The organism is Candidatus Polarisedimenticolia bacterium, assembly GCA_036001465.1.
GTDB lineage: Bacteria > Acidobacteriota > Polarisedimenticolia > Gp22-AA2 > Gp22-AA2 > Gp22-AA3.
This window is the reverse complement of the sequence record DASYUH010000081.1, coordinates 18,332-30,157: the sequence shown is the minus strand read 5'-3', so window position 1 is coordinate 30,157 and position 11,826 is coordinate 18,332. Positions and strand designations below refer to the sequence as shown.

The 11,826-nt window shown below is 72.1% G+C and carries 13 protein-coding genes; 3 read left to right on the top strand and 10 right to left on the bottom strand.

Annotated elements, in window-relative coordinates:
• The coding region (locus VGV60_14940; protein HEV8702567.1) for a hypothetical protein at positions 1-346 on the top strand (346 nt) is incomplete at its 5' end.
• Between the two features lie 40 nt (positions 347-386).
• Here the strand turns inward: VGV60_14940 and VGV60_14935 are convergent.
• Genes VGV60_14935 through fae form a run of 6 tightly spaced genes read right to left on the bottom strand, consistent with a single transcriptional unit; the run spans position 387 to position 5,566 of the window.
• Positions 387-752 carry a dihydroneopterin aldolase gene (locus VGV60_14935; GenBank protein HEV8702566.1) on the bottom strand — a complete coding sequence of 122 codons (366 nt, stop codon included), beginning with the start codon at positions 750-752 and terminating at the stop codon, positions 387-389.
• On the bottom strand, positions 749-2,182 hold the full coding sequence (locus tag VGV60_14930; protein HEV8702565.1) for a DUF6513 domain-containing protein: 1,434 nt from the start codon (positions 2,180-2,182) through the stop codon (positions 749-751). The genes VGV60_14935 and VGV60_14930 overlap by 4 nt, the downstream gene beginning before the upstream one ends.
• On the bottom strand, positions 2,173-2,913 hold the full coding sequence (locus VGV60_14925) for an SDR family oxidoreductase (GenBank protein HEV8702564.1): 741 nt from the start codon (positions 2,911-2,913) through the stop codon (positions 2,173-2,175). Before VGV60_14925 ends, VGV60_14930 begins: the two co-directional genes overlap by 10 nt.
• Positions 2,895-4,091 carry an ATP-grasp domain-containing protein gene (locus VGV60_14920; GenBank protein HEV8702563.1) on the bottom strand — a complete coding sequence of 399 codons (1,197 nt, stop codon included), beginning with the start codon at positions 4,089-4,091 and terminating at the stop codon, positions 2,895-2,897. The genes VGV60_14925 and VGV60_14920 overlap by 19 nt, the downstream gene beginning before the upstream one ends.
• 50 nt (positions 4,092-4,141) lie before the next feature.
• Positions 4,142-5,038, bottom strand: a complete 897-nt coding sequence (locus tag VGV60_14915) for a methylene-tetrahydromethanopterin dehydrogenase N-terminal domain-containing protein (protein HEV8702562.1) — start codon at positions 5,036-5,038, stop codon at positions 4,142-4,144.
• A gap of 33 nt (positions 5,039-5,071) precedes the next feature.
• The gene (gene fae, locus VGV60_14910) at positions 5,072-5,566 is read right to left on the bottom strand and encodes a formaldehyde-activating enzyme (GenBank protein ID HEV8702561.1); all 495 of its coding nucleotides are present in this window, start codon (positions 5,564-5,566) and stop codon (positions 5,072-5,074) included.
• Between the two features lie 141 nt (positions 5,567-5,707).
• Between fae and VGV60_14905 the strand changes: the two genes are divergently transcribed.
• A complete protein-coding gene (locus VGV60_14905; GenBank protein ID HEV8702560.1) occupies positions 5,708-6,463 on the top strand; it encodes a (5-formylfuran-3-yl)methyl phosphate synthase in 756 nt (251 codons plus the stop codon).
• Here the strand turns inward: VGV60_14905 and VGV60_14900 are convergent.
• From VGV60_14900 to VGV60_14890, 3 genes are all read right to left on the bottom strand, one after another.
• On the bottom strand, positions 6,399-7,070 hold the full coding sequence (locus VGV60_14900; protein HEV8702559.1) for a hypothetical protein: 672 nt from the start codon (positions 7,068-7,070) through the stop codon (positions 6,399-6,401). The two genes, VGV60_14905 and VGV60_14900, sit on opposite strands and share 65 nt — an antisense overlap.
• Positions 7,071-7,181: 111 nt before the next feature.
• On the bottom strand, positions 7,182-8,240 hold the full coding sequence (locus VGV60_14895; GenBank protein ID HEV8702558.1) for a hydantoinase/oxoprolinase family protein: 1,059 nt from the start codon (positions 8,238-8,240) through the stop codon (positions 7,182-7,184).
• Positions 8,241-8,246: 6 nt separating this feature from the next.
• Complete coding sequence (locus VGV60_14890) at positions 8,247-9,242, bottom strand: ATP-grasp domain-containing protein (protein ID HEV8702557.1); 996 nt, start codon at positions 9,240-9,242, stop codon at positions 8,247-8,249.
• 63 nt (positions 9,243-9,305) lie between these two features.
• Here VGV60_14890 and VGV60_14885 point away from each other — a divergent pair, with 63 nt between their 5' ends.
• Entirely contained in the window at positions 9,306-10,055 is a 750-nt protein-coding gene (locus VGV60_14885; GenBank protein ID HEV8702556.1) for a HisA/HisF-related TIM barrel protein, read from the top strand.
• Here the strand turns inward: VGV60_14885 and VGV60_14880 are convergent.
• Positions 10,052-11,818, bottom strand: a complete 1,767-nt coding sequence (locus VGV60_14880) for an NFACT RNA binding domain-containing protein (GenBank protein ID HEV8702555.1) — start codon at positions 11,816-11,818, stop codon at positions 10,052-10,054. The two genes, VGV60_14885 and VGV60_14880, sit on opposite strands and share 4 nt — an antisense overlap.
• Between the last annotated feature and the right edge of the window lie 8 nt (positions 11,819-11,826).

Here is an 11,826-nt window from a genome sequence, read left to right as displayed (position 1 = left end):
CCTCGCCGATCTCGGGGTCGTCCTGACCTCGGGGGACTACATCTGCCCGCTGGCCCCCGGCGGGCAGGAAGAGGTCCGGGCGCTCGCGGAGCTTCGCGCCTATGCCGCTGCGCAGAGACGTCGCACCGGCGCCGGCGCGGAGGACGCGCGGCTCGCCGAGCGCGAGGCGCCTGGTGGCGTGCCGCGGGAGCTGGTCGTCCCGGCCCCGCCCACCAGTGGCCCCCTCCCTCCCGAGGCGGCCGCAGAGACGCACCGCCGCGTCTGGACTGTGTTGCGCGACAGCCTCCTGGCCCGCGCCGAGGCTCAGTGCGGCCCGGCTCCCCCGGCGCTGCATCCGGAGCGCTGACGGAATCCGCGAACAGAGTTTCCCGCCGTGTCGAGATCTCCTACACTTCTCGGCGGTGCTCCATCTGGACTTCGACGTGAGCCACGTTCGGCAGGACGAACTTGCGGACGCGCACGATGGCGCGGTCGATAGGGAACCTGGCGAGAACCAGATCGAGAACGCCCCGGGCCGCCGCCTCGACCAGGTGGAACGAGCCGCTCTCCAGCATGCCGCGCACCGCCTCGCACACCTCCCGGTAGTCGATGGTGGCTTTCAGATTTCCGGTCCGTCCGGCTTCCTCCAGGTCGGCGAACAGCTCGAGATCGATTTCGATCTTCTGCCGCTCGCGGCGCTCTTCCTCCGTCACACCGATGTGGCAGCGGCAGAGGATGCCGGACAGCGCCAGGCGGTCCTCGCGTCGCGTCATGATCGTCCCGCGGCGCGCCGGCCGGCCGGCTCGCGCCTGCCTCCTGCGGGCCGCCGCCGGGCTCGCGCGTGGCCGCCGTCCTCCTCCTCGCTCCAGGTCAGGTAGCCCCAGTGCAGGGGCTCCCCCTGGATGTACTTCTTTCCCAGGCGGCGGGCGAGGTCGGCCTTCGTGAGCTCCCGCCCGAGGTAGAAGGCGTGGGACGCATCCGCGTCCACGCCGAGGCGCGGGAAAATCCTGCGGATGTCGGTCCCCTTCTCGAAGCGCTCGCTGTTGAACACGAAGATCGACTCGCCGTCGGTCTCGATCCGGAAGTTCCGGTCGGTGAGGCGCTCCTGCATGAGGCGCAGCTCTGCCTCGGTCGGGTGCGTGACCCTCGTGTCGCGGGTCGTCACCAGCCGGTCGTCGAACCCCTTCGGAATCGTCGAGCGCCGCGACGCGTGGTGCATCATGCGCCGGCCGCAGTCCAGCTCGCGCACGCTGCCGCGCGCCCAGGCGACCACCTCGGTGGTCAGGGCGTACCGGACGCCGAGCTCGCTCATGATCCCGAGGAGGACGGCGTTGATACCGGCCGAGTCGGCCTCCGTCAGCTCGGTCAGGTTGCCGACCCCCATCAGCATGTCGACGCCGGGCAGGGCCTCCCGCGCCTCGCAGTACCTCCGGATCGAGGCCGCGAACCCGAAGTGGATCGGGTCGAGGACGGGATCGACGATGGCCCGCGCGGCGCCCCGGCGGCCGGCCTCCTCGAGGTTCCGGTAGAGGGACGGCAGGCCCCCGCCCGCGTCCGGAACGATCACCGGCACGGCGGTGCGCAGCCGCCCGGCCAGGTGCATATTGCCCGAGTTCAGGCTCAGCAACAGCTCGGCGCCCGCGGCGTCGGCCGACAGCGCCTCGTCGTCGCTGAAGGTGTCGATGCTGGCCCGGAAGCCGTGCCGCCTGAGGAGCGCGACGATGCGGCCGGCGTCCTCGAGCCGGTTCTCGGGGGAGCAGCCGAGGTCGATCACGTCGGCCCCGGAGAGGCGGTAGCGTGAGGCCGCGGCCAGGATCTCCTCGTCGGTCAGCCTGAAGATGTCGTTGATCTCGGCCAGGAGCGTGACGGCGTGCTCGCCGTCGGGCCGGTAGCCCTCCGCCTTCCGGCCGAAGAACGACGGCAGGTCGCGCAGGTCCTTCGGACCCTTGACGAACGGGACCCCGAACCTCTTCGAGAGCGCGTCGGTGTTCGCCTGCGAGAGGCCGGGGAGACAGACCGTGTCGCAGGGCGGGAGCTTGAGCGTCGAGGTGAGGTAGTCGGTCGTCATCAGCGCGGCGACCTTGATCCGAAGGGTCTCGATCGTCCCGTCGAGACCGTCCCCGCACTCGGGCAGGACCTTCCCGAGCGCGTCCTTGGCGAGCTGCCCGGTCACGAACACGATCCGCCCGCGTTTCAGATCCACAGCGCACCGTGGACGTGCAGAATCGTCCCGGAGATGTAGGCGGCCCGGTCGGAGGCCAGGAAGGCGACCGCCTCGGCCACCTCCTCCGGCCGGCCGAAGCGTCCGAGAGGGATCCGGCTCCTCCAGCGCTCTTTCTCGGCCGCGTCCCAGTCGGCGTACCCCTCGGTCTCGATGAACCCCGGGCTGACCGCGTTCACCCGGACGTTGTGCGGCCCTTCCAGCCTGGCCATGGACCGCGTCAGCATCGCGAGCGCCGACTTGGCGACGAAGTACGCGGGGGCCTCGTGCGTCATGCCGGGGGACACCTCGGCGCTCAGGGCCGAGACGTTGACGATGGCCCCCGAGCGGCGCTGCCGCATCGAGGGGAGCGCTGCGCGCGCGCAGAAGAAGGCGCTCCCGAGGTTGCCGTCGATCATCTGTTTCCATTCGGCGTCGGTGGTCTCGGAAAGCGGTCTCTCGAGGAAGGGTCCGACGTTGTTCACCAGAACGTCGAGGTGCTCGAGGTTCCTCAGGGCGTCCTCGATGAGCCGCTCGCACTCCAGAGGCTGCGACACGTCCGCCTGCAGGACGACGGCGTGGGGCGAGACCGATTTCGCCTCCTCGATGGCGCGCGCCGCGGCCTGGCGATCGCGGGCGTAGTTGAGCGCCACCTTGTAGCCGTCGCGCAGCAGCCGCAGGGCAATCGCCTTGCCGATGCCGCGCGTGCTTCCCGTCACCAGGGCCGTTCGCATGGATGGGCCGCAGAGTACCACGAACCGGGAGGGGCTTTCACCCGCAGGAGGCGGCGGGCGGCCGCGGCGCGCCTGAGAAGAAGCCGGCGGCACGCGGCCAGGCTGCGCGCCCGGGCGATGACCGTGCAGATCGGATGGCCGGCCGCGATCGCCTCTCCCGCCACGGGGAGATCGCGGCACCCCAGCCGGGCGAGGGGCCCCGGATCGGCCGCACGCAGGTCCCTCTCCGCATAGAGGATCCCCTTCGCCATGAACCGCGAGGCCGGGAGGACGGGCGGCCGACCCGGCAGGTCCCCTGCGAGGATGGCCGCGAGATGGAGATCGAAGAAGTTGACGCCCGACAGCTCCTCCAGGAGCTCCATCGAAGCGGTGTAGCGCGGATTGACCTCGATGACGCGCGGCACGCCGTCCCCCAGGATGAAGTCGACGCCGTTCAGGCCGCGGAGCCGGAAGCGTCGCGTGATGGCCGCGACCGCTTCGGCCAGGATGCCCGCGGCGCGGCGCGGAAAGAGCCGCTCCGCCGGTCCGGCGATGGACCCCCCGTAGCGGAAGCCCCGGACGCCGAGCGCGCGCCAGCCCGAGAGCTGCTCGGAGAAGCCGAGGAGGACGGCGTCCTTCCCGTCGGCGACGAACGACGCCGATCCGGGGGTCCCGGCGAGGAATTCCTGCCGGTAGAATCCGCGCGGCCTGCTCTGTCCAGGCCGCGCCTCCAGGACCCGCATGCCGCCTCCCGAGCGGATTCCCTTCCAGAGACCGCGCCGCCCGTCGCGGGGTGCCGTGGCGCTCCTCCCGGTCCAGGTGGGCGCGTGCGGGATCCCCGCACGGCGCAGAAATCCAAAGAGCGCCCTCGGGTCGCGCACCCGGGCCACCGCTTCGGCGCGGTTCCCGAGGATCCGGCCGCGACGCTCCAGGCTTTTGAGAAGGCCCGGCCGGTTCTCCAGCCCTCCGGAATAGGCCAGCCCCTCCCACTCCAGCCCGAGCGCGGCGCGCGCCAGCGCCGATGCGGTTCTGGGACGGCCGAGGTCACGGGACAGGGACAGCGCGCGGAGGGGGACGCGGTTCGCGAGGGCGGCGAGGTCGGCGTCGCCGAAATAATCGAGCGCCACGAACCCGCCCGGGAAATGGCGCCGGGCGAGAACGCTCCCGGTCGCGGACGCCGCCAGCGCCCGGGCGCTCACGCCGAGCAGCAGGAGCCGACTCTCCGGCGCGTCCTTGCGGCGCCGCCGGGCTATTTCGTCTCCAGGATCTCGGACGCCCGGCGTCGCGCCGCCTGGCTGTCGATCACGGGCGGGGCCTCGGCCTGGAGCAGATCCTTGAGAAGGGACGATTCGACCTTGAACTTCAGATCCCCCACCGCCATGGCGCCGAGGGCGTAGAGGCCGGGGGCGATCTCGGTGCCGTTGTCCTGCGGCTTCACGCCTTCCAGCCCGTGGGGCGGGACCGCGTTGACGTCCGCCAGGACCTTGGGTCCCTTGAGAGACTCGATCGACCGGGTTGTCAGGAGAGAGACGCCGGCGGCGCCGGTGGCGAAGATGACGTCCGAGCGCGCCGCGAGGGCCGCCAGCTCCCCCTCGCCGGGCGCGGCGCACGCCTCGACGCGCGCGCCGAACAGGGTCTCCAGCTCCTTCCCCGCCGCGGCGGCCGCGGCGGCGCTGCGCGAGGTCAGGACGACCCGGGCGCCGTCCTGCGCCGCCATCGCGGCGGCCGCCCGGCCGACCCCTCCCGTTCCGGCCGCCACCAGGACGCGCAGCCGGCCGATCTCCCCCATCCCCCGATCCCGGCACAGGGCCGCGGCGCGAGCCAGGAGGGCCGCCGCGGTGGTGTATCCCCCCTTCGGATCGATCATCAGGCCGACCTGGAAAGGGGGGAAGAGCGTCCGCCTCGCCGCCTTGAGCATCCCCTCGGCGGAGGCGACGCCCGCGCTCGAGAAGAAAAGAGAAGAGAAGCGCGCCCCCTTGGCTCCGCGCGAGAACATGATGTCCTGCACGAGGCCGGGCACGTCGGCCGCGTCCACCCTGGCGTACGGGATGACGGCATCAAACCCCGCGTCGTACGCCATGTTGATGTCGAACGGGCTGACGCGCGCGTCCGCCGAGATCAGGTACAGGAGGCGCTTTCTCTCCACCGTGCTTCTCGCGTTCCGGCCCGGCCTCCACCTCTAGGCGAACGGGTGCTTGGCCTTGTCCTTGCCGGCGAGCACCGCCTTGACGCTCGGCTCCCCCTTCATGGCCCGGGCGATCGCCTCCTTGGTGGCCTTGAGGTTGTAGTCGTAGATCTTCTTCTTGTCCGACGCCTCCCAGTGGATGAAGACGCCCACGATGACCACGAGGTTCTCGGCTTCCGCCTGCGGGATGATGTTGTCCGCCACGGAGTCGGCGACCGCCTTGGCCACGGCGGCCTGGGCCGGACCGAACATGAGCACCGCCTGGTCCGCCCCCTTGATCGTCACCTTGTTCATCATCATGGTGGCCGGCTTCGGGATCAGGTTCGGCTCGAGCACCGCGAGGAGGGCCGTGTGCCCCTGGTTCTGATTCACCAGGCCGTTGGCGAAGGCGACGCCGACCGGCCCGTTCTTGGGTCCAATCAGGAGATCGATGTGGGCGATCTCGTTCCCCTCACCGACGAGCGATTCACCGATCAGGATGTCTTTCATGCGGCTTCCTCCTTACAATGATCGACGCCGGCGGCCCCGCCGTGTGGCGATGCGCCGGGACGATCGCGTCGTGGCCATCTGTTTCACGTTATAAGCCGGACCGTGGGACGTTCGTAGCATACCGCAAAACCGGGGTGAACCTTGCCGGCGAAACAGGGTGTCCCGCTCCTCCTGGCGAGCGTGGACGGACCGGAGGAGGCCGCCATCGCGCTCCACGCGGGGGCCGGCATCCTCGACGCCAAGGACCCGCGCTCCGGCTCGCTGGGCGCGTGCGCCCCGTCCCTCCTCCGCGCCATCGTCGAGATCCGCGGCACGTCCGGGGTGCCGGTGAGCGCCGCGCTCGGGGACGCGGCCGACCAGCCGGGCACCTTTGCCCTGGCCGCCGCCGGCGCGGCGGCCTGCGGCGCCGACTTCCTGAAGGTCGGGCTCCGCTTCGCGGCAGACGAGGACCGGGCCGCCGACTTCCTGGCCACCGTCGTCGAGGCGGCGCGCGCCGTTTCGCCCGGCGTGCGCGTGATCGCCGCCGCCTACGCCGAGGCCGCCTCGATCGGGACGCTGGCCCCCGCGCTCCTGCCGGAGATCGCGGCGCGCGCGCCCGCGGCCGGCTGCCTCATCGACACGGCCTTGAAGGACGGCCGGAGCCTCCTCAATCACCTGGATGCGGGGGCGCTGGCCCGGTTCGTCGGCGCGTGCCGGGATCGCGGCCTCCTGTGCGGTCTCGCGGGTTCCCTGTCGCTTGACCAGGTCCCCCGGCTCCTGGAGCTCGCCCCCGACGTCGTCGGCGTTCGCGGGGCGATCTGCGCGGGGGGACGGGGCGGACGCCTGGATCCCCTCAGGCTGAGGGCGTTCGCTGACGCGCTCCACGGCCGCCTCGCGGACGCGCGCCGGCCGGCATGAACCGGTCGAGCTGAGACGGCTCGCGGCCGCAGAGAATCCACACCGCGCTCGCCGGGGGGAGCATTCCGGGAAACAGGGGATCGACCAGCCCTTTTCCAGCCAGGATCTCCGCCTCGGCGCGGTCCCGGATGCGGCGAGCCGGTCTGCGAAAGCTCTTCAGCAGAACGAGGTGGGCCGCGCGCACGCGGCCGGCCAGATGAGCCGCGATCGCGTCGGAGGTCAGACGGAACGATCGCTCCAGCCCCGCCTGGCCGCGGATGAGCGACGAGGCCAGAAGGACCGGGACCCGTCCCGCCTCCGCGACCAGCTCGGCCGCCTGCAGATTGTTGACGACCGTGGCGCGGCGGGTTTGCGACGACAGAAGGAGACCGAACTGGTCCATGGCGCAGAGCGCCATGTGATGGGCGGTCTCCTCGTCCAGGTGCATGCGGGCCATCTGGCGGCGCACCAGATCGGCGAACACGCCGCCGCCCGGCACGACCATCAGCCGCTTCCGGCCCGCCAGGAGGCCGATCCGCTGCATGAGCGCCGGAAGCGCGTCACCGCGGCCGAGACTCCCACCGACCTTGATCAGCAGATCCCAGCGAAACGGCGAAGTCTTTCGCATCGCTCGGGCGCCCCCATGCTCCAGCCGGCAAGGAGAACACCGGGCAACCGGTCTGTTACGGCGCGCAGCGGGGCTTGTCAACCATCCACCGGCGGGCGCCGTGTCCCGGCTTCAGGTCGTGAAACGAAACGTCCCTTTTTCGCTCGCCATCAGCACGGCGAGCGCGGCGGCCGGCGCGGCCCGGTCCCATCGGTCCCCCTGGACGTTCGGCACGATCCGGGCCAGCCGGATGGCGTCCAGGCCGGCTCGACGCGCCGCCTCCTCGGCCAGGAAGGCGCCCGCGCCGGCCGAGATCGCCGTCGTGAGCGCCGCCCCCCCCGATCGCGACAGGACTTGCCCTATGGCCTGCGCCAGCCTGTCGACCTGGCGATCGCGCAGGAAGCGGGCCATGGACTCGACGGCCGCGGGACCGATCTGGTCGAGATCGGCGCAGACGAGACGTGCCAGGCGCCTCATGGCGTCCTCCCGGCTCCGGCCGCGTCCGTCCGGCGTCGGCACGGTGTAGTCCTCGGCCGCGATCGAACCCAGGATCAGGTAGGCGTCCCCCATGTTGGTGAAGTGCTCGGGCGCCACGCGACACGAATCGCCGCGGAGCGGCACGACCTCGGTGAGGCTTGCCGGAGGCGTTCGCAGGACGCCGGTATAGACCAGCTCGCCCGACTGGAGGCGGCCCGTGTCGGTGCGCTCCGCGGGGCACGGCTCCCCCCCGCGCACGGGGATGAGGTCGGTCGTGGTGCTGCCCACGTCGATGAGCAGCGCGTCCCGCACGGCGCGTCCGACCAGGCGGCCCGTGGCGGACCAGTTGGCCGCCGCCACCTCGAGCGGGCGCTTCAAGGCTTCCCGGATCGGCAGCAGCTCCGCGTGGCGATCGAGCACGCGCGGCTCGACGGGCAGCGCGTCGATGCAGGCGCGCAGGATCGACCGCACCCCGTCGGCGCGCGTCGGATAGACGTCCGACAGCTCGGCGGTCATCGTGACGCCGTGCGCCGCGTCCGCCTCCACCTCGGCCCCTTCGACCATGGCCCGGATCCGAGGGGCCAGTCCGTCCGGCTCCTTCCAGATCTCGAAGGGGACGATTCGCGTGAGAATCGAGGCGGCGTCCCCCCGGCACCTGAGGCGCGACAGTTTCAGATGGACGCCGCCGATGTCCCAGCCGCAGAAGTCGCTCATCCTGGTCTATCCCGTCGTGGCGCCCGGAGCGTGGTTCCGGGTGCGCACGATGCCGCCGTCGGGGCGGAAGCGGCAGCTTCCCGAGACCGCCAGCCGCCCGGGGAGTTCGCGCCCCAGGGCGGCATCGACGATCAGGCCCGCGATGTTCCCGTCGACCGACCGGCGCAGCCCGACATAGGAGGTCGTGAGGCGCGGGTTGATCTCGATGACCGTCGCGTCGCGAACTCCGAGCACGAGGTCGACGCCGACGTAGCCTCGCACCCCCGGGCAGGCCCCGGCGACCGCCGCGATCGCGGCGCGGGCCGCCGCCAGGGCCACAGGGGCCAACCGGTGCGGATAGAACGTCTCCCCCCCGTCGTAGGCCGGCGTCCTCCCTCCCCTGAGCCTCTGGCGGTTGAGACCCAGGGGGAGCAGGCCGGCGGAGGCGATGACCGACACGCTCACGCTCTCTCCGCGCACGTGGTCCTGCACGAGGAAGTCGGGGCGCCGGGTCGCCCGCCGCACGGCCCGGATCGCCCCGGCGATCTCCCGGCGGCGGCGAACCACCGCGATGCCCCGGCAGCCGCATCCATCGCGCGGCTTGAGGACGAACGGCAGGGTCCTGGCGCGCAGACGGCGCCGGGCCGTCCTGAAGCGCACCGCCTCGGTGCGCGGGGTCCGGACGCCGGCGGCCTCGAGGCACCGGGCGGTCGCGAGCTTGTCGGCCATGAGGCGCACCGCCGCCGCGTCGGGGCCCAGGAGGAGCCGCCCCTGGCGCTCCACGATGCGCGTCAGCCCCTCGAGAATGCCCCGTTCCTCCGGAGCGATGACGAGGGCGGCGTCCGCGCGCCGGAGCGCGCCCCGGAAGGCGGCCAGGCGCTCGACGACTTCGACCGACAGGCCCGGCAGGTCCCGCAGATCGGAGACGACGGCGTCGCGCATGGCGCGGCCTTCCGCGCGCGGCCCGGAGCGGGCCGCGCCCGCGGGCAGCGCGGTGAAGTGCTCGAGGACGGCGATCTTCATGGGAGAATCGCTCCGGCGGAAACCTGACCGACGACCGAGGCGAGCGAGATGCGGATTATACCCGTGATCGATCTGCAGGGCGGCGGGGCGGTGCGCGGGCGATCGGGCGATCGGGCCCGCTACCGCCCCGTCCGCAGCCGCGTCGGCGGCGGCGAGCCGCGCGATCTGTCGGAACCGCTCTCGCTCCTCGCCGCCTACCGCGAGACGATCCGCCCCGCCACCATCTACGTCGCCGATCTCGATCGCATCACGGGTCAGGGGGACCACGACGCCCTGCTCGATCGTCTGGTCGGGGCCGCTCCGGACGTCCGCTTCCTGTGGGACGGAGGGTTCCTGGACGCGGCCGCGTCTTCCCGTCCGTCGCCTCCTGCCGGCGCGGTCGTGCCGGTCATCGGCACGGAAACGCTGCGATCGATCGACGCGCTTCCCGGTCCGGGAGCGGGAAGCGGGCTCGTCCTGAGCCTCGACCTCGATGAGGCGGGGCTCATCGGCCGATTCACCGGCGGGACGCCCCTGCACGAGGAGGACGTCCTGGATCGGGCCCGCCAGGCGGGATTTCGATCGGTCGTCCTTCTCCTGCTCGATCGGGTCGGGACCGTCCGGGGCCTGCCGCGCGAGCGTCTCCTCGGCCTGCGCCGCAGGACGGAGGGCCTCGACCTGATCGCCGGAGGCGGGATCGCCGGTCTCGATGATCTCAAGTTCCTGCGCGACGCCGGATTCTCGGGGGCGCTCCTGGCCACCGCGCTTCATGACGGGCTGGTCTCGCCCGCCGATCTGCGGCGGGAGGGCTTCCTCGACGGGGCCGGCGCCTAGATCTCCTCCAACGTGGAGGTGGGGAGGCGCGGGGTCACCTGGAGCGATCGGAACCGGCGCAGCAGCACCTGGCCGCTCGGCATTCCCTTCCGTTTGTGGACGTGCTTGCGCTGCGTGTAATGGACCTCGACCTTCCCTTCCTGGCGGGCGCCGCTGTGATACGCGGCGACCTCCGCGGCCAGGCGCAGGCTCTTCTCGGGAAGGGCCTTCAACCTCTTGGGGTTGCGCACGACGACATGGGCCCCCGGACGGCCGGCCGCGTGCAGCCAGAAATCCCACGGCGAGGCGATCTTGAACGTGAGCCGGTCGTTCTCCTCGCCGCTCTTGCCGACCAGCACCAGGAGACCATCCGGGCTGGTGTAGCGCCGCACGCGGGCGGGGGTCTCCCCGAGCCGAGGCGGCCGTTCGCGGCGGGCCGGACGCGCGGCGTGCACCAGCCCGAGCCTCGCCATCGCCTCGCGCAGCCGCTCGAGATCGGCCGCATCGCGCACGGCCGCGGCGGGGGCCGCGAGCGACCTCCACTCGGCGAGGCGCGCGCGCGCCGCGTTCAGGCGCTTCTCGATCGTGACGGCGCCCCTCTTCCCCTTCTTGTACCGCTCGAACAGGAGCCGCGCGTTCTCCTGCAACGGAAGCGCCGGATCGATCGGCACGCTCAAGGGCTCCCCTTCGGAGGCGTACGGATCGGGCACGATGGCGCGGTCGTGTTCCACCCGCGCCTTCGTGAGGCCCGCCAGAAGAGCCTCGCCCAGTCGACGGAAGCGATCGCTGCCGCGGGCGCCCGCGAGCTCCGTCTCGAGCTTACCCAGAAGGGTCGAGAGCTTCTCCGTCTCCTTCCGGACGATCGCCTCGTGGTGGTCCCTGAGGTCCCTGAAGTCCCGCAGCCGCTCCACAAGGCCGAAGCCCGCTTCGGCCGCTTCCGAGCAGCCCGCGAACGGTGTCGCGACCGGGAGGGCGTCCCCACCGCCTGGAACGCGCGTTCCAAGGCGCGGGGACAGCAGCGGCAGGGGCGCGACGATCAGGCCGGCGGTCTCCGGATCGTCCCCCTCGGCCATCTCCTGGAGAGGACGGCTGGAATAGACGACGGGGGACCAGGAGGCCCGGCGCGCCGCCTCGAGAATCTCGACGAGTCGCTTCTCGGCCATCTCGTCGTCGGCGCCGGCCGACGTCAGGTCGCGGGCGATAAGTGGGCTGATCCGTGACAGGAACGACAGGGCGCCGCCGAGCCGTTCCCTGGCGATCGCGACCGCCTCCGGGCCGAGAGGGACGGCGTCGATCTCCTCGCGGCCGCGGGGCGGCTCGTACGGCTTGCCGGGCTCCGGGGCCCGGAACCTGCTCGCCAGGTCGCGCCCGTGGGCCAGGACGAGGCCCCCGGGATCGAGCGCGATCAGGTTCGCCGATCGCCCGAGCAGCTCGACGACGAGCCGTCGTTCCAGGGCGCCGTCCTCCCTGCGGGGAAGGCGGAACCTCATGAAGACGACCCGATCCCAGGGACGCTTCTCCACGGACAGCAGAGTGGCGCCGGTCAGCTCGTGGTCCAGCCAGGCGCCGAACCGGTCCGGGGGCTCCTCCGCGGCCCGCCGGGCCGCCACGAGGTGGAACCGGGGCAGATCGGGCCTCACGGAGAGGAGAAGGTTGTCCTTGCGCCGGGTCGCGAACCGCAGGAGATAGCGGTGCCGGCCGAGACAGGAGACACGGAGCACCTCCTGTTCGACCAGGCGTACGGCCGCCTCGGAGACTACGCCTTGCAGGAGGAACTGGTCCATGGCACCCC

What these genes read in the sequence shown, in the direction of transcription:
- VGV60_14895 (HEV8702558.1), bottom strand. Translation starts at nt 8,240, where the DNA reads ATGAGCGACTTCTGCGGCTGGGACATCGGCGGCGTCCATCTGAAACTG.
- fae (HEV8702561.1), bottom strand. Translation starts at nt 5,566, where the DNA reads ATGAAAGACATCCTGATCGGTGAATCGCTCGTCGGTGAGGGGAACGAG.
- VGV60_14880 (HEV8702555.1), bottom strand. Translation starts at nt 11,818, where the DNA reads ATGGACCAGTTCCTCCTGCAAGGCGTAGTCTCCGAGGCGGCCGTACGC.
- VGV60_14890 (HEV8702557.1), bottom strand. Translation starts at nt 9,242, where the DNA reads ATGAAGATCGCCGTCCTCGAGCACTTCACCGCGCTGCCCGCGGGCGCG.
- VGV60_14935 (HEV8702566.1), bottom strand. Translation starts at nt 752, where the DNA reads ATGACGCGACGCGAGGACCGCCTGGCGCTGTCCGGCATCCTCTGCCGC.
- VGV60_14925 (HEV8702564.1), bottom strand. Translation starts at nt 2,913, where the DNA reads ATGCGAACGGCCCTGGTGACGGGAAGCACGCGCGGCATCGGCAAGGCG.
- VGV60_14900 (HEV8702559.1), bottom strand. Translation starts at nt 7,070, where the DNA reads ATGCGAAAGACTTCGCCGTTTCGCTGGGATCTGCTGATCAAGGTCGGT.